The sequence below is a fragment of the Rhodovulum sp. MB263 genome (assembly GCF_002073975.1).
Classification (GTDB): domain Bacteria; phylum Pseudomonadota; class Alphaproteobacteria; order Rhodobacterales; family Rhodobacteraceae; genus Rhodovulum.
Genome location: NZ_CP020384.1, coordinates 2793432 through 2817276 on the forward strand (window position 1 = coordinate 2793432; position 23845 = coordinate 2817276).

The 23845-nt window shown below is 68.4% G+C and carries 19 protein-coding genes and 1 riboswitch; of the genes, 9 read left to right on the forward strand and 10 right to left on the reverse strand.

The features are described 5' to 3' along the window. The first annotated feature begins 57 nt into the window (after positions 1–57). Positions 58–810 (forward strand): SDR family oxidoreductase, encoded by a 753-nt coding sequence (locus B5V46_RS13035; RefSeq protein WP_080616998.1) that lies wholly within the window; start codon positions 58–60, stop codon positions 808–810. Positions 811–1016: 206 nt separating this feature from the next. Here the strand turns inward: B5V46_RS13035 and gcvP are convergent, their stop codons facing one another. The 4 genes from gcvP to gltX form a co-directional block, all read right to left on the reverse strand. After that, entirely contained in the window at positions 1017–3866 is a 2850-nt protein-coding gene (gene gcvP, locus B5V46_RS13040) for an aminomethyl-transferring glycine dehydrogenase (RefSeq protein ID WP_080616999.1), read from the reverse strand. Positions 3867–3879: 13 nt separating this feature from the next. Further along, positions 3880–4239 carry a glycine cleavage system protein GcvH gene (gcvH, locus tag B5V46_RS13045; protein WP_080617000.1) on the reverse strand — a complete coding sequence of 120 codons (360 nt, stop codon included), beginning with the start codon at positions 4237–4239 and terminating at the stop codon, positions 3880–3882. A 12-nt stretch (positions 4240–4251) separates the two neighbouring features. Beyond that, positions 4252–5382: a glycine cleavage system aminomethyltransferase GcvT gene (gene gcvT, locus B5V46_RS13050; protein WP_080617001.1), complete on the reverse strand. Its 1131-nt coding sequence runs from the start codon at positions 5380–5382 to the stop codon at positions 4252–4254. Positions 5383–5530: 148 nt separating this feature from the next. Next, a riboswitch (glycine riboswitch) is annotated at positions 5531–5621 on the reverse strand. 341 nt (positions 5622–5962) lie between these two features. Next, positions 5963–7282, reverse strand: coding sequence for a glutamate--tRNA ligase (gene gltX, locus B5V46_RS13055; RefSeq protein WP_080617002.1), 1320 nt, complete (start codon positions 7280–7282; stop codon positions 5963–5965). 60 nt (positions 7283–7342) lie between these two features. On the opposite strand from gltX, the gene B5V46_RS13060 reads away from it, so the two are divergent. From B5V46_RS13060 to B5V46_RS13070, 3 genes are all read left to right on the forward strand, one after another. Next, positions 7343–7753, forward strand: a complete 411-nt coding sequence (locus B5V46_RS13060; protein ID WP_080617003.1) for a metallopeptidase family protein — start codon at positions 7343–7345, stop codon at positions 7751–7753. Positions 7754–7921: 168 nt separating this feature from the next. After that, the gene (locus B5V46_RS13065) at positions 7922–8842 is read left to right on the forward strand and encodes an MBL fold metallo-hydrolase (protein ID WP_080617004.1); all 921 of its coding nucleotides are present in this window, start codon (positions 7922–7924) and stop codon (positions 8840–8842) included. Positions 8843–8977: 135 nt separating this feature from the next. After that, a complete protein-coding gene (locus B5V46_RS13070) occupies positions 8978–9925 on the forward strand; it encodes a 1-phosphofructokinase family hexose kinase (RefSeq protein WP_080617005.1) in 948 nt (315 codons plus the stop codon). Positions 9926–9963: 38 nt separating this feature from the next. On the opposite strand, the gene wrbA is transcribed toward B5V46_RS13070, so the two are convergent. Next, entirely contained in the window at positions 9964–10557 is a 594-nt protein-coding gene (wrbA, locus tag B5V46_RS13075) for an NAD(P)H:quinone oxidoreductase type IV (RefSeq protein ID WP_080617006.1), read from the reverse strand. A 134-nt stretch (positions 10558–10691) separates the two neighbouring features. After that, positions 10692–12353, reverse strand: coding sequence for an NAD+ synthase (locus tag B5V46_RS13080; RefSeq protein WP_080617007.1), 1662 nt, complete (start codon positions 12351–12353; stop codon positions 10692–10694). Positions 12354–12526: 173 nt separating this feature from the next. Here B5V46_RS13080 and B5V46_RS13085 point away from each other — a divergent pair, with 173 nt between their 5' ends. After that, a complete protein-coding gene (locus tag B5V46_RS13085) occupies positions 12527–13969 on the forward strand; it encodes an MORN repeat-containing protein (protein WP_155774055.1) in 1443 nt (480 codons plus the stop codon). 69 nt (positions 13970–14038) lie between these two features. On the opposite strand, the gene B5V46_RS13090 is transcribed toward B5V46_RS13085, so the two are convergent. Together B5V46_RS13090 and B5V46_RS20260 are read right to left on the reverse strand one after the other, a co-directional pair. Next, the gene (locus B5V46_RS13090; protein ID WP_080617009.1) at positions 14039–15508 is read right to left on the reverse strand and encodes a radical SAM protein; all 1470 of its coding nucleotides are present in this window, start codon (positions 15506–15508) and stop codon (positions 14039–14041) included. Beyond that, positions 15480–15812, reverse strand: a complete 333-nt coding sequence (locus tag B5V46_RS20260) for a hypothetical protein (RefSeq protein WP_196774246.1) — start codon at positions 15810–15812, stop codon at positions 15480–15482. Before B5V46_RS20260 ends, B5V46_RS13090 begins: the two co-directional genes overlap by 29 nt. Positions 15813–16843: 1031 nt before the next feature. Here B5V46_RS20260 and msrA point away from each other — a divergent pair. Genes msrA through B5V46_RS13105 form a run of 3 tightly spaced genes read left to right on the forward strand, consistent with a single transcriptional unit; the run spans position 16844 to position 18996 of the window. Next, on the forward strand, positions 16844–17494 hold the full coding sequence (msrA, locus tag B5V46_RS13095) for a peptide-methionine (S)-S-oxide reductase MsrA (RefSeq protein ID WP_080617010.1): 651 nt from the start codon (positions 16844–16846) through the stop codon (positions 17492–17494). A gap of 24 nt (positions 17495–17518) precedes the next feature. Beyond that, positions 17519–18076, forward strand: a complete 558-nt coding sequence (locus B5V46_RS13100; protein ID WP_080617011.1) for a hypothetical protein — start codon at positions 17519–17521, stop codon at positions 18074–18076. Between the two features lie 41 nt (positions 18077–18117). Next, positions 18118–18996 carry a 50S ribosomal protein L11 methyltransferase gene (locus B5V46_RS13105; RefSeq protein WP_080617012.1) on the forward strand — a complete coding sequence of 293 codons (879 nt, stop codon included), beginning with the start codon at positions 18118–18120 and terminating at the stop codon, positions 18994–18996. A gap of 172 nt (positions 18997–19168) precedes the next feature. On the opposite strand, the gene B5V46_RS13110 is transcribed toward B5V46_RS13105, so the two are convergent. After that, positions 19169–20410 (reverse strand): MFS transporter, encoded by a 1242-nt coding sequence (locus B5V46_RS13110; protein ID WP_080617013.1) that lies wholly within the window; start codon positions 20408–20410, stop codon positions 19169–19171. Between the two features lie 127 nt (positions 20411–20537). On the opposite strand from B5V46_RS13110, the gene B5V46_RS13115 reads away from it, so the two are divergent. Beyond that, a complete protein-coding gene (locus B5V46_RS13115; RefSeq protein ID WP_080617014.1) occupies positions 20538–21602 on the forward strand; it encodes a YeeE/YedE family protein in 1065 nt (354 codons plus the stop codon). Between the two features lie 33 nt (positions 21603–21635). Here the strand turns inward: B5V46_RS13115 and B5V46_RS13120 are convergent, their stop codons facing one another. Then, positions 21636–23825, reverse strand: a complete 2190-nt coding sequence (locus B5V46_RS13120; protein ID WP_080617015.1) for a primosomal protein N' — start codon at positions 23823–23825, stop codon at positions 21636–21638. Between the last annotated feature and the right edge of the window lie 20 nt (positions 23826–23845).

Sequence of the window (23845 nt, forward strand, 5' to 3'; positions counted from 1 at the left end):
GTCGAACGGCGCCATTTGACTAGGAATTTTCCGACACTTCAGCAAACGGAGACGGGAATGCTTCTGGACGGAAAGACTATCATCATTACTGGCGCAAGCAGTGGCATCGGGGCAGCAGCGGCGAAGATTTTCGCGGCGGAGGGCGCCAGACTGGTCCTCGGGGCGCGTCGTGCCGAACGGCTCGACGAAATTACCAACGAGATTTTGGCCGATGGTGGCGAAGCCGACTATGTGGCAGGGGACGTCGAGGAGAGTGGATACGCGAAAGAGCTGGTTCGACGCGCAGAAACGAGATTCGGTGGTCTTGATGGTTCGTTCAACAATGCTGGCGTGACCGGAGAAATGGGTCCGATCCCCGACATGGATGAAAGCAACTGGCACAAGGTGATGGCGGTGAATCTCAACAGCGGATTCCACGCTGCCAAATACCAGATACCGGCCATGCGCAAACGCGGCGGTGGCTCGATTGTCTTCACGTCCTCCTTCGTAGGGCACACGATCGGTCTGCCCGGCATGGGAGCCTACGCCGCGGCAAAAGCGGGACTGATTGGTTTGACCCAGGTTCTCGCAGCGGAACACGGGGCTGAGAACATTCGTGTCAACGCGCTTTTGCCGGGGGGAACTATGACACCGATGGCAGGAGAAGATACTGGTTTTCACGAGGTCGTGCGAGGCTTCCATGCGCTTAAGCGCATGGCTGAACCGTCTGAGATCGCGCGGGCGGCTCTCTTCCTTCTGTCCGATCATGCGTCTTTCGTGACCGGGAGCGCAATGATCGCGGATGGCGGAAACTCGATCAACAAACTCTGAGGCGCAAGAAGCGGACGTTGGCCAAGTGAGCGCCAGGGTCCACTTCGGTCCGCATGTCTGACGCCCGCGTCGCGCCGGAAGGCCGGTTCGGCACAGAGCGCCCGCCGGAAGGCCAGGCTTCTGACCAAACGGGCCGAACCATCAGGTGCTGCTCATGAAAACGGCCCCGGACAGAAGCCGGGGCCGTTTCCATGACCCGAGCGGGCCTATTCGGCGGCGTCGGCCACCTCTTCGACCGGCGGGCAGGTGCAGATCAGGTTGCGGTCGCCATAGGCATTGTCGACGCGCCCGACCGGCGGCCAGTACTTGTCGACCCGGAACGCGCCGGGCGGGAAACAGCCCTGCTCGCGGGAATAGGGGCGGTCCCAGTCGGCGACCAGATCCTCGACCGTATGCGGCGCCTTCTTCAGCGGGTTGTTGCCCTTCTCGATCCGGCCCTCGGCGATCTCGCGGATCTCGTCGCGGATCGCCAGCATCGCGGTGATGAAGCGGTCGAGCTCGGCCTTGGTCTCGGACTCGGTCGGCTCGATCATCAGCGTGCCCGCCACCGGCCAGCTCATTGTCGGCGCATGGAAGCCGCAATCGACCAGCCGCTTGGCGATGTCATCGACCGTGACCCCCGCCGTTTCCACGAAATCGCGGGTATCGATGATGCATTCATGCGCGACCCGGCCGTTGCGGCCCTTGAACAGCACGTCATAGGCGCCCTCGAGCCGCTTGGCGATGTAATTGGCGTTCAGGATTGCGGCCTTGGTCGCCTGGGTCAGCCCCGCGCCGCCCATCAGCAGCACATAGGCATAGCTGATCGGCAGGATCGAGGCAGAGCCGTTCATCGCCGCGCTGACCGCGCCCGCCTCGCCCGTCACCGGATCCGAGGGCAGGAAGGGCGCCAGATGCGCCTTGACCCCGATCGGGCCCATGCCCGGACCGCCGCCGCCATGCGGGATGCAGAAGGTCTTGTGCAGGTTGAGGTGGCTGACATCCGAGCCGATCTCGCCCGGCCGGACGAGCCCGACCAGCGCGTTCAGGTTGGCCCCGTCCAGATAGACCTGGCCGCCATGGGCATGGGTGATCTCGCAGACCTCGCGCACGGTCTCCTCGAAGACGCCATGGGTCGAGGGATAGGTGATCATGCAGGCCGCCAGATCGCCGCCCGCGGCCTCGGCCTTGGCGCGGAAATCCTCGAGGTCGATATCGCCGTTCTCTGCCGATTTGACCGCGACGACCTTCATCCCCGCCATCTGCGCCGAGGCCGGGTTGGTCCCATGGGCCGAGGTCGGGATCAGGCAGATATTCCGGTGCCCCTCGCCCTGTGCGCGGTGATAGGCGGCGATGGTCAAGAGCCCGGCATATTCGCCCGAGGCCCCCGAATTGGGCTGGAACGACATCGCGTCATAACCGGTGATCCGGCACAGCTTGTCGGACAGATCCTCCAGCATCTCGGTATAGCCCCGGACCTGATCGGCCGGCACCAGCGGGTGGACATTGGCAAATTCCGGCCAGGTGATCGGCATCATCTCGACCGCGGCATTCAGCTTCATGGTGCAGGACCCCAGAGGGATCATCGCCCGGTCGAGCGCCAGATCGCGGTCGGCCAGACGGCGCATGTAGCGCATCATCTCGGTCTCGGCCCGGTTCATCTGAAAGACCGGATGGGTCAGGAAATCGCTCTCGCGGATCATGCCCTCGGGGAAGCGGTATTCGCCGTCGCCGCCCTTGTCCTTGCGTTCGATCCCGAAGGCGCGCCAGAGCGCCTCGATGGACGCGGGCCGGGTGGTCTCGTCCAGCGCGATGCCGAGCTTGGTCTTGCCGATCCGGCGCAGGTTGATCTTCTCGGCCAGCGCCGCGTTGTAGATCACACCCTGCATCGGGCCGACCTCGACGGAGAAGGTGTCGAAGAATTCGGCCGGTTCGACGGTGAACCCCGCCTCCTGCAGCCCGCGTGCGGTGCGCACGGCCTTGCGGTGGATGCGCTGGGCGATGGCCTTGAGCCCCTTGGGCCCGTGGAAGACGGCATAGAAGCCTGCCATCACCGCAAGCAGAGCCTGGGCGGTGCAGACATTCGAGGTCGCCTTCTCGCGGCGGATATGCTGCTCGCGGGTCTGGAGCGCCAGGCGGTAGGCCTTGTTGCCGCGCGCATCGACCGAGACGCCGACGATCCGGCCAGGCATGGCGCGCTTGTAGGCGCCGCGGCAGGCCATGTAGGCGGCATGGGGGCCGCCAAAGCCCATCGGCACGCCGAAGCGCTGGGTCGAGCCCACGGCAATGTCGGCCCCCATCGCGCCCGGCTCCTTCAGCACGACAAGCGCCATCGGATCGGCCACGACGATGCCCAGCGCCTGGGCCGCGTGCAGATCGGCGATCGGGCCGGTGAAGTCATGGATATGGCCATAGGTGCCGGGATACTGGAAGATGCCGGCAAAGACCTTTTCGGGCTCGAGATCGGCGAAGGGATCGCCGACGATCACCTCGATGCCCAGCGGCTCGGCCCGGGTCCGGATCACCGCGATGTTCTGCGGATGGCAGTCGCGGTCGACGAAGATCGCGCCCGCCTTCGATTTCGCCACCCGCTGGGCCATGGTCATGGCCTCGGCGCAGGCGGTGGCCTCGTCCAGAAGCGAGGCATTGGCGATTTCAAGGCCGGTGAGGTCCGACACCATCGTCTGGTAGTTCAGCAGCGCCTCGAGCCGACCCTGGCTGATTTCCGGCTGATAGGGCGTGTAGGCGGTGTACCAGGCCGGGTTTTCCAGGATGTTGCGCTGGATCGCGGGCGGGGTGACGGTGCCGTAATAGCCCTGCCCGATCAACGTGGTGAAGGCGCTGTTCTTCTGGGCGATCTGGCGCATCGACCACAGCATCTCGCGTTCGGATTTGGGCTTGCCGAAATCGAGCGGCTCGGCCTGCAGGATGCTGTCGGGCACGGTTTCGGCGATCAGGGCCTCGAGGCTGTCAAGCCCCAGCACCTCCAGCATCTCGGTCATCTCCTCCGGAGAGGGGCCGATATGGCGGCGGTTCGCGAAATCGTAAGGCAGGTAGGTGCTGGGGGTATAGGTCATGGCTGTCCCGAAATCAGTCGATGAAGGCGCGGTAGGCGGCTTCGTCCATGAACGCGTCGAGCTCCGAGAGATCCGCGATCTTCATCTTGAAGAACCAGCCATCGCCGGTCGGGTCCTCGTTGACCTTGGCGGGCGCGTCGGTCAGCGCCTGGTTGACCTCGACGATCTCGCCATCCAGGGGCGCAAGGATGTCGGAAGCGGCCTTGACGCTTTCGATCACCACGACCTCGTCATCCTTCGAGACCGTCTTGCCCTCTTCGGGCAGATCGACGAAGACCACGTCGCCAAGCTGTTCGGCGGCATGATCGGTGATGCCCACGACGACGAGATCGTCCTCGACGCGGAGCCATTCGTGCTGTTCGGTGAATTTCATCGCTATTGTCCCTCAGCGCTTGTAGGTCGACGGGCGGAACGGCAGGCGCACGATTTCGGCCGGCAGGCGTTTGCCGCGCACCTCGCCCCAGAGTTTGGCCCCTTCCAGGGCAAGATCGACGGGCACGTAGCCCATGGAGACCGGCGCCCCGACCGACGGGCCGAACCCGCCCGAGGTCACCGTGCCGACAGGATCGCCACCGGTCTCGGTCGCGAAAAGCGGCGTGCCCTCGCGCATCGGCGCGCGGCCTTCGGGGCAGAGCCCCACCCGCTGGCGCGCCGCGCCGGTGGCGAGCTCGCCAAGGATGCGCTCAGCCCCCGGAAAACCGCCCTCGCGCGCGCCGCCGGTACGGCGGGCCTTCTGGATCGCCCAGGCCAGATCGGCCTCGACCGGCGTGGTTTCGGTGTCGATGTCATGGCCGTAGAGGCAGAGCCCGGCCTCGAGCCGCAGGCTGTCGCGGGCGCCAAGCCCGATCGGCTCGACCGCCTCATGGGCCAGAAGCTGCCGGGCCAGCGCCTCGGCGCGCTCGACCGGCACCGAGATCTCGAACCCGTCCTCGCCGGTATAGCCCGAGCGCGACACCCAGAGCGGGCCATCGGCCGTGTCGATGATCGCCACATCCATGAAGCGCATGTCGGAAACGCCGGGCGCCAGGGTTTCCAGCACCGCCTCGGCCTCAGGCCCCTGCAGCGCCAGAAGCGCGCGGTCGGTCAGTTCGACGATGTCGCAATCGCAGCCGATGGAGGCGTGCAGATGGGCGATGTCCCCTGTCTTGCAGGCGGCGTTGAGCACGACGAACAGATCGTCGCAGCGCCGCGCCACCATCAGGTCGTCGAGAATGCCGCCGGCCTCGTTGGTGAACATCGCATAGCGCTGACGGCCGAGCTTCAGCCCGACCAGATCCACCGGCACCAGATGTTCCAGCGCGATGGCCGCATGCTCGACGACGCCCGATTTCGGGCGCAGGCTGACCTGGCCCATATGGCTGACATCGAACAGCCCCGCACGCGCCCGGCAATGCAGGTGTTCCTTCATCACGCCGAGGCCGTATTGCACGGGCATCTCGTAGCCCGCGAAAGGCACCATCTTCGCGCCCAGTTCCAGATGCAGATCGTAAAGCGCAGTGCGCTGCAAGCCCGACATGGCAACCCGTTCCCCTGGCCGGATGCGTGCATGCATCTCGGCATCGCGGACGCCCCCGATGGACGTCCCTTCCGATGCCCCCTCTGTCCCTTTGCCTGAGATCGCTATCCCTTCGGCGGACGCCTTGCGCGCCTCTCTCCAGAGTCTGTGCCCGTCCGCGGTCCTGCGGCCTGAGAGTTTACCGGGGCGGTTGCTCCTTCGGCACCGGCCTTGCGGCCGGATTCTCCCGTGGACGGTTGGCGCTTGATCTAGATCATGGGCGAAGAACGGGCAAGGGCTTGCACAGCCCCGCGCGGGCCCCTGCCCCTTGAACCTGTCTGCGAAGGGACCGGAACGGGCGGGACCGGCTAGCCGGAGCAGGTGGTTTCTGCCGGAGGGTCGAAGGGAGCTGCGCCCGCCGGATGACGTCACCGGATGACGTCACCGCGCGCCCCGTGCCGGCCCATCGCATGCACATGCCCCTCAGCCGGGCCTGCGCCTCCCGGAAGGCCCGGAAAGGGCAGGAAGAGCGGCTGCGGGGGAGAGCCGGGCGGCAAGGCGGAGGGCCGCCGCCCGGCAGGATGGCGCAGAGGTCCGGGGCTCAGCCCGGCTTCTTCTGGAACAAGGGCAGCAGGTCGCCCAGTTCCGGGCCGCGCTCGCGGCCGGTGACGGCCTTGCGCAGCGGCATGAACAGCTTGCGGCCCTTGCGGCCGGTCTTTTCCTTCACCGCCTGGGTCCAGGCCGACCAGCTGTTCTCGTCATAGGGCGGCTCGGGCAGCATCGACAGCGCCTCGGCGATGAAGTCGCGGTCCTCGTCCTCCACCAGCGGTTCCGCGCCGTCGCGGCAAAGCGCCCACCAGCCGGCCAGATCGTGGCGGGTGACGATGTTCTCGTGCACCGCCAGCCAGAACCTCTCGGCCTGATCGTCCGGCACGCCCAGCGCCGCGATCTCGTCCCTGACCGCGCCGAAGGGCAGCCCGTGCAGATGCCGGGCGGTCAACGGGAACAGGTCTTGTTCGTCGAACTTGGTCGGCGCCGCGCCGAACGTGCCGATATCGAAGCTCTCGATCAGCTCGTCGAGGCTCTCGATGAGCTCGACCGGCTGCGACGAGCCGAGCCGCGCCATCAGCGACAGGAGCGCCATCGGTTCGACCCCCTGCTTGCGCAGATCGCGCAGCGACAGATGCCCCAGCCGCTTGGACAGCGCCTCGCCCTGGGGCCCGGTCAGCAGCGAATGGTGGGCAAAGCGCGGCACCGTGCCGCCGACCGCCCCGATGATCTGGATCTGGGTCGCGGTATTGGTGACGTGATCCGAGCCGCGCACGATATAGCTCACGCCCATGTCGACATCGTCGACCACCGAGGCGAAGGTATACAGCACCTGCCCGTCGCCCCGGATCAGCACCGGGTCCGACACGCTGGCCGCGTCGATCGAGATGTCGCCGAGAATGCCGTCGGTCCACTCGATCCGCTCACGGTCGAGCAGGAAGCGCCAATGCCCGGGCCGCCCGGCCCGAAGCGCGGCCTTCTCGTCCTCGGACAGCTCGAGCGCGGCGCGGTCATAGACCGGCGGCTTGCCCATGTTGAGCTGCTTCTTGCGCTTCAGGTCCAGCTCGGTCGGGGTCTCGAAACACTCGTAGAGCCTGCCCGAGGCGCGCAGCTCGGCGGCAACCTCGGCATAGCGGTCGAGCCGGGCCGATTGCCGCTCTTCGCGATCCCAGGTCAGACCCAGCCATTCCAGGTCTTCCCGGATCCCGTCGGCATATTCCTGCTTGGAGCGTTCCGGATCGGTGTCGTCGAGGCGCAGGATGAAGGTCCCGCCGGCCTTGCGGGCGATCAGGTAGTTGAACAGCGCGGTGCGCAGATTGCCCACATGCAGGTATCCGGTGGGCGACGGAGCGAAACGGGTGACGGTCGTCATGGGTATTCTCCTTGCGCGCCCGCTCTTCCACAACGGCGCGGTTTTGTCCATATCGAGCCCATGACCGACCCGAACCGCCATCGCCTTCCGCCATCGCTCGACGACATCGCCGATCTCGCAGCCGCCGCCCGCGCCGCCCTGCCCGAGCCGTTCCGCGGCCCGGCCTCCGAGGTCGCGATCCGGGTCGAGGATCTGGCCCCTGACGAGATGCTGGACGATCTCGGGATGGAGAACCCGTTCGAGCTGACCGGGCTTTACGACGGCATCCCGCTGACCGAGAAATCGGTGATGGACCAGCCCGAGCGGCCCGATACGGTCTGGCTGTTCCGCCGGGCGCTGCTGGATGAATGGGTCGAGCGCGAGGAGGTCACCCTGGCCGACCTGGTGACCCATGTGCTGATCCACGAGATCGCGCATCATTTCGGCTGGTCCGACGAGGACATCGCCTCGATCGACCGCTGGTGGGAATGAGGCGCCATGTCCCCCCTCCCCGGCCCGCCTGACGGACCGGCCCATGGGACGGTCCGGGGAAAGGTCCCGCCTCGCGCCCTCGTGAAATGGCAGGCCCGCGGATCGCCGCTATCCTTCCGCGCGGGGAAGATCCGGCCCCGGGGCCGGGTCAGCAAAGGGAGACCTGCCATGACCGAGATGACCCGCCGCCACGCGCTTCTGGCCGGGGCCGCGCTGCCGCTGGCCGCCGCCCTCGCCCGTCCGGCCCGGGCCGCGGCGCCGATGATGGGCCCGGCCCGGCCGGTCTTCAACCGCTTCATGCTGGGACGCTTCGAGGTGACGACGATCCTTGCGGGCAACCGCACCGTGCCCGACCCGCAGACGATCTTCGGACTGAATGTCGCCCCCGAGCGATTCGCCGCCGCGTCCCGGGCGGCGATGATCCCGGCCGACAAGGCGCAGTTCTTCTTCACCCCGACCGTGGTCAATACCGGAGCCGAGCTGATCCTCTTCGATACCGGGCTGGCGCCCGAGGGCACCGTCGCCGCGCTGGAGGCTGCGGGCTATAGCCCCGACCAGATCGACACCGTCGTCATCACACATATGCATGGCGACCATATCGGCGGGCTGATGGAGAACGGGACCGAGACCTTTTCCGGGGCCCGTTATGTCACCGGCGCGGTCGAGTTCGATGCCTGGGACATGTCGGGCGACGAGGGGTTCGAAAAGAAGATGCGCCCGCTGGCCGAGAAGACGCGTTTTCTCGACGATGGCGGCGAGGCCGCGCCGGGCGTGACCGCCGTCGCCGCCTTCGGCCATACGCCCGGGCACATGGCCTACCGGCTGGAAAGCGGCGGCAAGGTGCTTCTGATCGGCGCCGATTTCGCCAATCACTATGTCTGGTCGCTGGCCCATCCCGACTGGGAGGTGCTCTATGACCGCGACAAGGAAGCGGCGGCGGCCACGCGGCGCCGGCTTCTGGACATGCTCGCGACCGAGCGGATGCCCTTCATCGGCTATCACATGCCGTTCCCGGCGCTGGGCTATGTCGAGACGCAAGGGGACGGCTATCGCTACCTGCCTGCCAGTTACCAGATGATGCTCGAATAATCGGCGAGGCCGGGGCGAAGAAGGCAGCCGCCCCGGCGCGGCCGGCCCGATCCCCCGCGGCCGGGCGGAAACGGGCTTGGCCTCGGGCGGCCGGGGTGGCAGTGTCGCCCCGCGAATGCCAAGGACCCCCCACTCATGCACGATATCCTGACCGTCACGCTCAACCCGACCGTGGATCTGTCCACTTCGGTCGCCCATGTCGTGCCCGGCGACAAGCTGCGCTGCGCCCCGCCGGTGACCGATCCGGGCGGAGGCGGCATCAATGTCTCGCGCGCGATCCGGCTGCTGGGCGGCGAAAGCCTCGCGCTGGTGGCGCTGGGTGGCCATAACGGCGACAAGCTGCGCGCGCTGCTGGAACATGAGGGCATCCGGCTCATTCCGCTGGTGGCGCCGGGCGAGACCCGGATGAGCCTTGCCGTCACCGACAGTGCCACCGGAGAGCAGTTCCGCTTCGTGCTGCCGGGACCGATCTGGAACGAGGCCGGGCTGAAGGCCACGCTGGCCGCGGTGACGACGGCGGTGCCCGAGGCAGGCTATGTGGTGGTCTCGGGCAGCCTGCCGCGCGGACTGCCCGAGGATCTCACCGAACGGGTCTGTGCCAAGATCGGGGCGCGCGGCGCGCGTGTCATCGCCGATACCTCGGGGCCCGCGCTGACCCGGCTGGCCGAGGCTCGCGACGCGGTGCCCTATGTGCTCAGGATGGACGGGCTCGAGGCCGAGGACCTGGCCGGGCGCGCCTTGCCCGACCGCAGGGACAGCGTCGATTTCGCCTCCGAGCTGGTGGCGCGGGGCGTGGCCCAGGTGGTGGTGATCGCGCGGGGCGCCGAGGGCAATGTGCTGGCCGCCGAGGGGCTCAGGCTGCATGTGGCGGCGGCCAGGGTGCCGGTGCGCTCGCTGGTGGGGGCGGGCGACAGTTTCGTCGGCGCCTTCGTGCTGGCGCTGGCGCGGGATGAGGGCCTCGCCCGGGCGCTGCAATGGGGCGCGGCGGCGGCCAGCGCGGCGGTGATGACGGATGCCACCGCGCTCTGCACCCGCGAGGATACCGAGGCGCTTCTCGAACGCTGCGCGGTGACGGAACTCTGAGGCAGGAGGGGACCCTCCTGCCCCCCGCCCGGCTGTCGTCAGGCGATCAGCTTTCCGGCGATCTCGACCAGGAGCCGGGCCTGATGGGCGACGGCCGCCCTGCCCTTGTCGTCGAACTCCCCGGCCTTGGCGGAATAGCCATAGGGATTGCCGCCGGCCTCGAAGATCGTCTGATCGGTATAGCCCGGCGGCACCAGGATCGAGCCCCAATGCATGAAGGTCGGATAAAGCGTGAGCAGCGTGGCTTCCTGTCCGCCATGCACATTCATCGCGCTGGTGGTGGCGGTCACGGGTTTGCCGGCAAGCTTGCCGTCCTGCCAGACCGGGCCCAGCGTGTCGATGAACGCCCGCATCTGGCTGGCCACGACCCCGAACCGGGTCGGCGCCGAGAAGAAATAGCCATCGGCCCAGGCCATGTCCTCGGGCGTGGCGACCGGGATGTCGGCCATCTTCTCGAGCTGCGCGGCCCAGTCTGGCTGGCCCTTCACGACATCCTCGGGCGCAGTCTCGGCCACGCGCCGAAGGCGGACCTCGGCGCCGGCCTCGGTGGCGGCCCCGGCTGCGGCTTCGGCGATCTGGTGATTGGTTCCGTAGGTCGAATAGAAAATGACGGCGAGTTTGGGTTTGGTCATGGCAGATACCTCGTTCGGGTTTCGGCTCTGCCTGAGATATGGCCCGGACCGGCGCGGTCCAGTCGCCCGGACCGGTCAGCGGCGCGGCACGGTGCGGCCGGACCCGATTTTTCGCCGAAAAATCGCCGCCCCGCTCAGGACGGGTCGCGCCAGCGGTTGACGATCGGATAGCGGCGGTCGAGCCAGAATGCCCGCTGTGTCAGCCGGGCCCCGGGCGCCGACTGGAAGCGCTTGTATTCGCTGACATAGATCAGATGTTCGACGCGTTTCACCATGTCCCGATCAAACCCCTCGGCCACCAGATCCGCGACCGGACGCGCGTCATCGACCAGCCCCTTGAGGATCCGGTCGAGCACCGGATAGGGCGGCAGGCTGTCCTCGTCCTTCTGGTCCGCGCGAAGTTCCGCCGAGGGCGGTTTCTCGATCACCCGGGACGGGATCACCTCGCCTGCGGGGCCTTTCATCCAGGGCCGGTGATGAGCATTGCGCCAGCGGCAGGTCTCGAAGACTCGGGTCTTGTAGAGATCCTTGATCGGATTGTAGCCGCCCGCCATGTCGCCATAGATCGTGGCATAGCCGACGGCCACTTCCGACTTGTTGCCGGTGGTCAGGAGCATCTCGCCGAACTTGTTCGAGATCGCCATCAGGAGAAGCCCGCGCAACCGCGATTGCAGGTTCTCCTCGGTGACGCCCGTCTCGGTCCCCGCGAAAAGCGGCGCCAGGGCCTCGGTCGCGGCCGCCTGCGGCCCCGAAATCGGCACCTCGTCGAGCCGGCAGCCAAGCGCCCTGGCCACCGCCGCCGCATCCTCGAGCGACCCGGCCGAGGTGAAGTCCGAAGGCAGCATCACGCAATGCACGTTCTCCGGCCCCAGCGCGTCTGCCGCGATCGCCGCCACCAGAGCCGAGTCGACGCCGCCCGACAGCCCCAGCACCACCTTCGAGAAGCCCGATTTCGCGACATAGGCCTGCAGCGCCGTCACCATCACCCGGTAGTCCTGCTCCCAGGCATCGGGCGGGACCGCGCGCGCGCCCGGATCGGCACGCCAGCCTTCAGGCGTGCGGCGGAAATCGACATGGGCAAGGCCCTCTTCCAGCACCGGCATCTGCAGCGCGAGCGCGCCGCCCGGATTGAGCACGAACGACCCGCCGTCGAAGACCTGATCGTCCTGCCCGCCGACCAGATTGAGATAGACCAGCGGCAGCCCGGTCTCGACCACGCGCGAGACCATGATGGTCATGCGGGTATCGTGCTTGCCGCGGTGATAGGGCGAGCCGTTCGGCACCAGGAGGATCTCGGCCCCGGTCTCGGCCAGCGCCTCGGCCACGTCCTCGTACCAGGCATCCTCGCAGACCGGCATCCCGATCCGGAGCGGGCCAACCCGCACCGGCCCGTCGATCGGGCCACCGTCGAAGACCCGCTTCTCGTCGAACACCTCGTCATTGGGCAGGTGATGCTTGCAGACCCGTGCCAGCACCCGGCCCCGGTGCAGCACGAAATAGGCGTTGTGATGGCATCCGTCCTCGAGAACCGGCGCCCCGATCCCGAGCGCCGGGCCATCGGCGCAGTCCCGGGCCAGCGCCTCGAGCCGGGCCGCGACATCGACCAGGAAGGCGGGCCGCAGCGCCAGGTCCTGCAGCTGGTAGCCGCTCAGGAACATCTCGGGCAGCGCCACCATGTCGGCCCCCGCATCGCGCCCCGCCGCCCAGGCGGCACGCGCCTTGGCGGCATTGTCCTCCAGCGCCCCGACCGTCGGGTCGAACTGGGCAAGGGTGAGGCGGAACCGGTCGTCGGCCATGGCATTCCTCGTCGCATCCTGCCCCGCCTCTTAGCAGACTGACAGGCAAGTGAAAGCCGTCCGGTGGCGAAAACCGTTGTAAGCCCGCCGAGGCTCCACTAGGGTTTCCGCGCTTTCAAAAAGAACCGCGGCAAGTCAGGGCGATGGGGGCTTTGGTGCAGAAAACAGGCAGGATGACGGCGCGTCTGGCTCTGGTTGCGGCGCTGGCGGCGGGCGGGGCTGCACTCGCCCAGGACGACGGCAATGTCGTGACCCGGCAATATGACAATGGCGGGATCTACGAAGGCACCTTCAAGAACGGCAAGCAGGACGGCACCGGCACCTACCGGCTGCCCAACGGCTATGAATATTCGGGCCAGTGGGTCGATGGCCGGATCGAGGGCAAGGGCGTCGCGCGGCTGGTCAACGGCTCGGTCTACGAGGGCGGGTTCACCGATGGCAAGCCCGACGGCACCGGCAAGATCACCTTCGCCGATGGCGGCACCTACGAGGGCGACTGGCAGGATGGCAAGATCACCGGCACCGGGGTCGCGGTCTATGCCAACGGGGTGCGCTACGAGGGCGAATTCCGCAATGCGGTCCATCACGGCATCGGCAAGATGACCAGCCCAAACGGCTATGTCTACGAGGGCAGCTGGGTCAACGGCGTCAAGGACGGCAAGGGCAGGATCACCTATCCGGGCGGGCGCGTCTATCAGGGCGAGATGTCCCAGAACCAGCGCTCGGGCAAGGGTACGCTGACCACGCCCGAGGGGCTGAGCTATGCCGGCATGTGGAAGGATGGCGAGATGAACGGTCTCGGCACCCTGACCCAGCCCAATGGCGACATCTACGAGGGCCAGTTCGTCAATGGCGAGCGGCATGGCAGCGGCAAGGTCACCTTCGCCAATGGCGATGTCTACGAGGGCGAGTACCGCAACGACAAGCGCCACGGCAAGGGCACGCTGATCGGGGCCGACGGCTACCGCTACGAGGGCGACTGGGTCGCGGGCCGGATCGAGGGCGAGGGCCGGCTCACCTATCCCGACGGCGCGGTCTACGAGGGCCAGTTCCGCGCCGACATGCCCGATGGCACGGGCAAGGTCACCTATGCCGACGGCTCGACCTATGAGGGCGAATGGACCGGCGGCGTGATCGGCGGGGCGGGCCGCGCGACCTTCCCCGACGGGCTGGTCTATGAAGGCCAGTTCAAGGACGCCGCCTATAACGGCAAGGGCACGATGACCCATGCCGGCGGTTACAGCTATACCGGCGACTGGAAGGGCGGGCTTCGCCATGGCGAGGGCACCGCGACCTATGCCGACGGCTCGGTCTATTCGGGCGGCTTCGTCAAGGGCCAGCGCGAAGGTCAGGGCACCATCACCATGCCCGACGGGTTCAGCTATACCGGCGGCTGGAAGGCGGGCAAGTTCGACGGCAAGGGCCGCGCCACCTATGCCAATGGCGACGTCTATGAAGGCATGTTCGCGGAGGGCCGCTACGAGGGCAAGGGCGTGATGAAATACTCGGATGGCGAGATCCGCTCGGGCACCTGGACCAACGGGATGCTGACGACCGGGCCCGAGGACGCGGCCGCGCGCCCCGAGGCCCCCAGCGCGCCGCTGCCCGCCGACTGACCCGCCGACTGAGGGGCGACAGACCGGCTCTCGCCCCTTCGATGGCCGCGCGGCGCAGGGCCAGACGGGCTACATCACCCCTTCGAAGGTCAGAGACGCGCCCTTCAGCGGCTTGCGGTTGATCCTGTGCACCTCGCGCAGCATCCGCATCGCGGCAGAGAGATGCCCGGGGCTGCGGAAGGTCGCGTTTTCGTGGTCCATCAGCCCGGTCTCGAGATTCTGCGCCAGCGCGCCGATCTGCGGATAGCGCGCCGGATTGCGCCGGATCGCCTGACCCAGCGGCGTGTCGCCGACAATGGCCAGCCGGTTGACCACGACGCGGTCGATATAGGGCCGGTGCTCGGCCAGGAACCGGGCCGTCAGCCGCACATCCTCGGCGGTCTCCCCCGGATAGCCCAGGATCGAGGTCATCCGCACGCTGATCCCGGCCTCGGAAGCCTGGCGCACGAAGCGCGACAGCGCCTCGGCATTGGTGCCCCGCCCCATCGCGTTCAGCACCCCCTGCGCCGCGGATTCGAGCCCGGTGGTGATGCGCGACAGCCCGGCACGGCGCGCCGCCTTCAGCACGTCCGGCTCCAGCCCGTTCCCACCATTGGCCTGAACATGGACCGAGGCCGTCCATTCGCAGCCCGGCGCCACGCTCTGGGCCTCGTCGATCAGCCCGTGCCAGACCGCGAGGTCCGAATTCAGCTTGAGGTCGAGAAAGGTGAAGATCCCGGTCCGGTGGCGGCGGCTTTGCCAGGCCATCTCGTCGCGCACATTCGGAAAGGAGCGGCTGCGGAAGGTGCGGCCCGCGCTCGTCCGCACATCGCTGCAGAAGGTGCACACCCCCCAGCCGCAGCCCCGGCCGGTCATCATCGGCACGATCCGGTTGGGATAGCGGTCCCAGGGAAAGTCGGCATAGTCGGGAAAGGGCAGCGCGTCGAAATCGGCGAAGGGCGCCGCCGGGACAAGCTCGGGCCGCCCGGGCGTGGCCAGCCCGGGCACCGGGTGACCGCCTCCCATGACGCTGTCGACGAGATCCAGCAGATGGCCCTCGGCCTCGCCGGCGAAGACGCCGGAGATCCCCGGCAGCTCGAGCCAGTGCGCCGCAATCTCGGGCATGCCGAACATCGGCCCGCCGACGACCACCGGCACGCCCCGGCGCGCCGCCTTGGCGGCAATCGCCCCGCACACCTCGCGATACATGCTGTAGGCCGAGATCAGCAGAAGATCGGTGCCGCGCCCGAGCGCGCCCTGCACCTCGGCCAGGGTCGCGGCCTGGCTGCGGGCGCGGGCGGGACTGCGGGCAGCGGCGACCTTCCGGCGCAGCTCGCGCACCGCCCGGGCTCCGCTGACCGCCGTGGCATGGCGCAGGACCGATTCGTAATAGCCCAGCGCATGCGGCCGCGTCACACGCCGGTAGCTGCCGACCCCCACCGCAAAGGGAGAGATCACCTCGACCTCATGCCCTGCCCGGCGCAGGATGGCGGCGATCTGGCCGACCGAAAGCGTTGGATAACGGGAAAAATTATTGAGATCGACAATTGCAATGCGCATCTGGTTTCAACCTTCGATTTAAAAATGTCAGCTTCAATTTGGCAAAAATTACCGAACCCCCGAAAAAGAACGGGAAACGGCAACCGGCCCCGGCTTCAATTCTGCCGATGCAGGCGCCGTCCTTCGTCCGCAATCGAAAGGACCGGAAAAATGTTCTCTGAAAACCGGAACGGTTCAAAAGGAAAAAGCCACGCGCCACAAGATGACGCAGCGTTACCCGGCACGTCCCACCCACCCGATCTCTCCGGGCAGGACCTAAAAGAGATGGCCCGGCCTTGATCCCGGTGATCTTCAGCGTCTTCATCACGAGTTTCTTGCAGAAGGGGTCGCGGTCTCCGGCGCGGGCAGGGAAAGCCCCTCCGACCGCAGGCCTGGCGCAATACGTCCAGCGACACATCGAGAAGCAGCCGACATTTCCCGGCCGCGCAAAGCGGGGCGCGGGCAGCGCCCCGGGGCCGGGCATGCCGCCTCCCCTTGCACTCTGCACCCTGCAGCCTGAGCGGTTGATTCCAACGACATCTCCTGTCGCCGCAAGCCTGGCGCGTTGCGGCGTGCGCGCGGCTCGCCGATCCTGTGCCGCATGTTCCCGCCCCCGTCGCGACGGCTGTCAGGGCCCCGACCGGTCGAACGGCACCTCTGCACGCCCATGCGCCCACCGCAGCCCGGTATCGCGGATGGATTCTTGCGCATCGGTCATGGGGCGACCGCTCCGGGGCTACATGGCTCGGGAGGAGAGGCCGCAACCGTGCGGGGCTCGGGCGAGATCCTGCGCCTTTTCCCTCCCGGCATCAGCCACCGGGGAGGCCCATTCCCCGCCGCGTGCCGGCCTGTGCCAGATTGAACCGTCAGCCCGAGCCGGATCGCGGCACCGCTTCGGCGCCCGATCGCGACCGGGCGCCAGTCCCGGACGCTATCCGGCGGCGCCCTGCCTCGGGACCGATGGTCGCAGCCAGGCCCGGCCGCGCAGAAGGACCGGGTCCGGGCAGCCGGATTTTCGGCCGCGCCTTCGGCACGGGCGGATCGTCCGCCCTTCCAAGCTGGCCGCGGCCTGCGCGCAACCGGGATCTGAGCGCGCCGAGCCTGACCGTCCCGATGTGCCGGCGCGGCCACGCGCCAAGCCGGGCGAACAGCCCTGACCTTTGGCAAGGCCGGACCGGCCCACCCGTTTCTCGGCCGAGGCCGTCGTCCAGTGCCGTCGTCCCGCCCCGTGCACCGGACGCTCCCTCGCGGCCCGGGACAGTCCGGGCCGGAATTCGATCAATTCCAGATGCCGGGCATGGGCGGGCCGCGCGGGGCACCTATATGCATCGTCAACTCAAGCGATGGAGGTGGCGCATGTTTTCCCTGACGGGACGCAAGACAGAGATGGTCCGCGAAGACGAGGCGCTGAAAGGCCGCGCCGAGCCGATCGCGACCGCCGAGACCCATTACGTCTTCGGGCGCCCGCTCAAGGCCCCGGTTCCCGAGGGAATGCAGGAGATCGTCTTCGGCATGGGCTGTTTCTGGGGCGTCGAGCGGCTGTTCTGGAAGCTGCCGGGGGTCTGGATGACCGCGGCAGGCTATGCCGGGGGCTTCACCCCGAACCCGACCTATGAGGAGATCTGCACCGGGCGCACCGGTCATGCCGAGGTGGTGCGCGTCGTCCATGCCCCGGCAGAGATTTCGCTCGGGCGGCTTCTGGCCGCCTTCTGGGAGGGCCATGACCCGACCCAGGGCATGCGCCAGGGCAATGACCGGGGCACCCAGTACCGCTCGGCGATCTTCACCCTGACCGAGGCGCAAAGGGCCGCCGCCGAGGCCAGTCTCGCCACCTATCAGGAGCGGCTGCGGGCGGCGGGCTACCGCGCGATCACCACCGAGATCCGGGCCGCACCGCCCTTCTTTTATGCCGAAGCCTATCACCAGCAATACCTTGCCAAGAATCCGGGCGGTTATTGCGGGCTCGGCGGCACCGGGGTAACTTGTCCCGGGGGGAAGGACGCCTGATCCGAGGGGCCATCGGCAAAGACCATGGGGCTACGCATTCACATCACCGGCGCCAGCGGCGCGGGCTGTTCGACGCTGGCGCGGGGGCTGGCCATCCGGCTGGCCTCGCAATGTTTCGACACGGACGATTTCTACTGGCATCCCTCCGATCCGCCCTTCACCCGCAAACGCCCGCCCGAGGAGCGGCTGGCCCTGATGCAGGACGTGTTCCTGCCGCGTCCCGACTGGATCCTGGCGGGGTCCATGCTGGGCTGGGGCGACCGGCTTGCCCCCCGCTTCACCCATGTCGTTTTCCTGGCCCTGCCGCCCGCGCGGCGGCTGGCGCGGCTCAGGCGGCGCGAGCATCTGCGCTATGGCGATGCGATCCTGCCGGGCGGGCCCAGGGCAGAGCCTCATCAGGCCTTCATGGATTATGCGATGGGCTACGATTTCCCCGACTTCACCGGGCGCACCCGGCGCAAGCACGAGCTCTGGCTCGGAGAGCTGCCCTGTCCGGTGATCCGGTTCGACGCCTCCGAACCGCCCGAGGCGCTGGTCGAGGCGGCGATCGCGGCGCTTGACCAGACCGTCGGCGCGGCCTAGGCGCTGGGTCCTGTTTTCCGACCACCCGAAAGGCCGCCCCGATGCCCACCTATTCCGCGCTGACCACGCTGACCGCCCAGGAGGCCGCCGAGGCGCTGGCCGAGGCCATCGAGGAGCGGCTCGATCCCGAGCCCATGGGCGTGGGCGTCTTCGAGATCGAGGATGGCTCGGGGCTGTGGGAACTTGGCGCCTTCTTCACCGAGCCGCCCGACGAGGCCGGGCTGGCGCTCCTGGCGGCGCTTCACGGCGCACGCCCCTTCATGGTGTCCGAAGTGCCCGAGACCGACTGGGTGGCCAAGGTCCGGCGCGATCTCGCCCCCGTAGAGGCCGGACGGTTCTTCCTGTATGGCAGCCACGATGCCGACCGCGTCCCCGAGGGGCCGGTGCCGCTTCTGATCGAGGCCTCGATGGCCTTCGGCACCGGGCATCACGGCACCACGCTGGGCTGCCTCTGCGCCGTCGACCGGCTGGCCGAGGCGGGCTTCGCGCCGCGCGCGGTGGCCGATATCGGCTGCGGCACGGCGGTTCTGGCGATGGCGGCGGCGCATCTGTGGCAGGTGCCGGTCCTTGCCTCAGACATCGATCCGGTGGCCGTCGAGGTGGCCGAGGCCAATGTCGCGGCCAACGGGCTGTCCGGGCGCATCCGCTGCCTCGAGGCGACCGGGTTCGATCATCCCGCGCTGGCGGCCGAGGCGCCGTTCGGTCTGATCTTCGCCAATATCCTGAAGGCGCCGCTGATCGAGCTGGCCCCCGAAATCGCCGCGCGACTGGCGCCCGGCGGCATCGCGATCCTGTCGGGGCTATTGAACGAACAGGCCGAAGATGTGGCCGCGGCCTATGCCGCCTGCGGCCTCGGCCTGCAGGGCTCCGAGCAGATCGGCGACTGGACGACGCTGTGCATGCAAAAGCCCGCCGCCTAGGACATCGGCGGGCGGATCGGGCCGGAGAGACGCCTCTCTCCGGCTCTGACGTCCGGCGCCAGCGCCGCGCCATGGCCTGAAGCCCGGTTCTTCTGCATCCATGCGCGGGCCCCGACAGCCCTGCCCCTCCAGAGAGATCGCACTGCCACGGAGCCCCTCTGGGCCGCGGGGCCTATTCGGCCGGAGCGGGCATCAGCCGCGAGAACACAGTCTCGTTGCCGGGCGCGGGATGGCGCGGGATCATCAGCGCCAGCGCCAGCGATGTCGCCGCCATGCCGGCCGCCAGCAGGAACACTCCGCCCGGCGAGGTGACCCAGAGATAGCCCAGCGCCGCTGGCAGGAAGACCGCCGCGATGTGGTTGATGGTGAAGGCCACGGCGGCGGTGGGGGCGATGTCGCCCGGATCGGCGATCTTCTGGAAATAGGTCTTGAGCGCGAAGGCAAGCGCGAAGAACATGTGGTCGATCACGTAAAGCGTGGCGGCCAGCACCACGCCCCAGCCCAGGTAGTAGATCCCGCCATAGGCGAGGAAGACGCAGATCAGCCCGACATATTCGAAGGCCAGCGCCCGCCGCTCGCCCCAGCGTGCGACCGCCTTCCCCAGCAGCGGCGCGAAGAGCATGTTGGCCAGGAAGTTGATGAGGAAAAGTGCCGTGACCTCATGCACCTCGAAGCCGAACCGCTCGACCATCATGAAGGCCGCGAAGACGGTGAAGATCTGCCGCCGCGCGCCCGACATGAATTGCAGAAGGTAGTAAAGCCAGTAGCGGCGGCGCAGCACCAGCCGCTTGAGCTGCGGGTTCGGCGCCTCGAATTGCGGATAGGCAAGAAGGCAGAACAGCGCGGCCGCGGCGGTGAACCCGCCCGAGGCGAGATAGACGAAATTGTAGGACAGATCGAAGGTCTTCCAGGTGACGACCAGCAGCCCATAGGCCAGAAGCGAGGCGGCCGAGCCCGCCGCCATCAGCCAGCCCAGCGTTTGCGGCGCCCGGTCCTTCTCGATCCATTGCAGCTGCAGCGACTGGTTCACCGTCTCGTAATAGTGGAACCCGATCGAGCTGAGCATGGTGATGGTGAGGATGCCGCCGAGCGAGGGAAACCAGGCGGTCACGGCCGTCGCCGCCCCCAGAAGCAGAAGCGCGACCAGCCCCAGCACCTGCTCGCGCATGAACATGATCAGCGCGATCACCCCGATCGCCAGAAAGCCCGGCACCTCGCGCACGGTATGCAGCCAGCCGATCTCGACCCCGGTGAAGCCCGCGGCCTCGATGACGAAATTGTTCAGAAGCGCCGACCAGGTGGCGAAGCCCACCGGCATGGCAAAGGCCATCACGAACAGAAGCGAAACCGGGCGGCGCCAGAACGGCAGGGTTCCGGCGTCAGCAAGACGGACAGGTCGAAAATGCAGGGCCATGACGTTCCATTATCCGCGAAATCCCGGCTTGGCGAGACGATTCCCGCCGTCGCCTGCCCTGACCCAGATCAAGGCGGGACAGGCCGGACCCACGCAGACAAGCGCCTGAGGGAGAGAGGAGAAGCGCATGGATATGGTCCAGCTGGTGGAGCGGTTCGGCGAGGGGCCGACGGCCGCGCTGTTCGGCCTGATCGCCGGCGCGATCTTCGGGGTCGCCGCGCAACGCTCGGCCTTCTGCCTGCGCGCGGCGACGGTCGAGGTCGCGCGCGGCCAATTGGGCGCGCGGCTGTCGGTCTGGCTCCTGTGCTTCTCGACCGCGCTGGTCTGGGTGCAGGCGGCCGAGCTGTCGGGGCTGATGCGCTCGGGGGATGCGCGGATCATGGCGGTGCCGGGCTCGTGGTCGGGGGCCATCGCGGGGGGGCTGCTCTTCGGCATCGGCATGGTGCTGGCGCGGGGCTGCGCCGGGCGGCTGCTGGTGCTGGCCGCGACCGGCAACCTGCGCTCGGTCGTCTCGGGGCTGATCTTCGCCGTCGTCGGACAGATGAGCCTGCATGGCTGGCTGGCGCCCTTGCGCGACCGGATCGCGGCGCTCTGGGTGACCGCGGGCGGGCGCAACAGCGATCTGCTGCGCGAGCTGGGGCTGCCGCGCGAAAGCGGGCTGGGACTTGGCCTCATGATCGCGGTGCTGGCGCTGTATCTGGCACGGCGCAACCGGATCTCGCGTGGCAGGCTGGTCTTCGGGGCGGGGGTGGGCTTTGCCGTCGCGGTCGGCTGGGTGCTGACCTTCGGGCTGTCGCAGGTGGCCTTCGACCCGGTCCAGGTGCAAAGCCTGACCTTCACCGGCCCCTCGGCCAACATGCTGATGTTCTTTCTCGAACGCCCGGCGCTTCTGCAATTCGACATCGGGCTGGTGCCGGGCGTCTTCCTCGGTGCCTTCGCCGCCGCCTGGATCGGGGGCGATCTGCGGCTGCAGGGCTTCGAATCCGAGGTCAACATGCGCAAGGCGATGATCGGGGCGGCGCTGATGGGGTTCGGCGGCATGCTGGCAGGCGGCTGCTCGATCGGGGCGGGCGTGACCGGCAGCTCGATCTTCGCGGGCACCGCCTGGCTGGCGCTGTTCAGCATGTGGATCGGCGCGATGGCGACCGATTACCTGCTCGACCGGCCGACCGGCGCCGCGCGACCAGTCTGAGCCCGACCCGTCTGAACCTTACATGTCTGGGCCTTACATGAAGCTTTGCGGGTCGATATCGACCGCGAGCCGCAGGTTCGGCGGCAGCTTGACCGGCGCGATCCAGTCGGAGATGGCGGCCTGCAGCGGCGCACCCTTCGGCGCCTTGACCAGAAGCCGGACCCGGTGGCGCCCGCGGATGCGCGCGACCGGCGCGGGCGCCGGGCCGAAGACCTGCGCCCCCACCCGGCGAAGCGCGCCGTCATTGCGGGCAAGCCAGATGCCCAGATCGAAGGCGGGTTTCGCCTCGGGCGCCGACAGGATGATCCCCGCCATCCGTCCATAGGGCGGCACGCCCGCCGCGCGGCGCGCCTCGGCCTCGGCACGCCAGAAGCCCTCCTCGTCGCCGGTCAGGATCGCACGGATCACCGGATGATCGGGCTGATAGGTCTGCAAAAGCGCCAGCCCCCGCTCGGCCCCGCGCCCGGCCCGCCCCGCGACCTGGCGCATCAGCTGGAAGGTGCGCTCGGCCGCGCGCAGGTCAGACCCCTGCAGGCCCAGATCGGCATCGATCACGCCGACCAGCGTCAGCAGCGGAAAGTTGTGGCCCTTGGCCACCAGCTGGGTGCCGATGACGATATCGGCCTCGCCCCCCGCGATGGCCTCGATCTGGGCCTTGAGCGCTCGGGCCGAGCCGAACAGGTCCGAGGACAGCACCGCGACCCGCGCCTCGGGGAAAAGCGCCACCGCCTCTTCGGCCAGCCGCTCGACCCCCGGTCCGACCGGCGCCAGCTTGCCCTCGACCCCGCAGGACGGGCAGGCTTCGGGGATCGGACGGCTCTCGCCGCATTGATGGCAGACCAGGCGATGTTGGAAGCGATGCTCGACCATCCGCGCATCGCAATGCTCGCAGCCGATCATGTGGCCGCAGGCGCGGCAGACCGTCAGGGGCGCATAGCCCCGCCGGTTCAGGAACAGAAGCGACTGCCGCGATGCCCCCAGCCGCGCCCGCACCTCGGCCTCGAGCGCGGGCGAGATCCAGCGCCCGGGGCCCGTATCCTCGGCGCGCATGTCGATGGTCTTCATCTCGGGCAGGGTTGCGGTGCCGAAGCGCGAGGACAGGTCGAGCCGGGCATATTTCCCGGCATCGGCATTGGCCCAGCTTTCCAGCGAGGGCGTGGCCGAGGCCAGAACCACCTGCGCGGAACAAAGCGAGGCCCGCAGCACCGCCATGTCGCGGGCGTTATACAGAACGCCCTCCTCCTGCTTGTAGGAGCTGTCATGCTCCTCGTCGACGACGATGAGGCCCAGATCGCGATAGGGCAGGAACAGCGCAGAGCGCGCGCCCACCACAAGCTGCACCCCGCCCTCGCCCGCCATCCGCCAGAGCCTGCGCCGCTCGACCGAGGTCACGCCCGAATGCCATTCGGCGGGGCGCGCGCCGAAACGGGCCTCGACCCGGGTCAGGAACTCGGCGGTCAGCGCGATCTCGGGCAGAAGCACCAGCGCCTGACGGCCCTGCCGCAGGCAGGCGGCGACGGCCTCGAGATAGACCTCGGTCTTGCCCGAGCCGGTCACCCCCTTCAGCAGCGTCGTGCCATAGCCCCCCGAGGCGACGCCGTCACGAAGCGCCTGCGCGGCCAGGGCCTGATCGCCCGCCAGCGCCTTGCCGGGCCGCGTCGGGTCGAGCCCGGGATAGGGCCGGTCGCGCGGCAGATCCTCTTCCAGCACCGCGCCCGAGGGCAGGAGCCCCTTGATCACGCCGGGCGAGACCCCGGCCTCGGTCGCCAGCTCGGACAGGGTGAAAGAGAGCCCGCCGGAGGCCTCGAGCACCTCCAGCACCCGCTCGCGCGGGACGGTCATCCGCTCGGGCTGGCCCTCGCCCCGGCGATAGACGCGCAGCGCCCCCGGCGCCTCGCCCAGCCCCGGCGTCCGGGTCGCAAGCCGCAGCATCAGCGGCAAGGGCGTCAGCGTGTAATCGGCCGCCCGGGTCAGGAAGGCCCGCATCTCGTCCCGCATCGGGACGGCATCGAGAACCCGGCCGACCCGGCGCAGCTTGGCGGCATCGAAGCTGCCCTCGCCCGGCCCCCACACGACGCCCATCACCCGGCGCGGGCCCAGCGGCACCTCGACATAATCGCCAGGCCCGCAGCCGCCCTCGGGCGCCAGATAGTCGAGCACCCGGCCCAGCGGCTGCGCGGTCAGCACGCCCACCCGCGCGCCCTCGGGAAAGTCCTCCCTCATCGCGCCGCCCCGCCCGATCG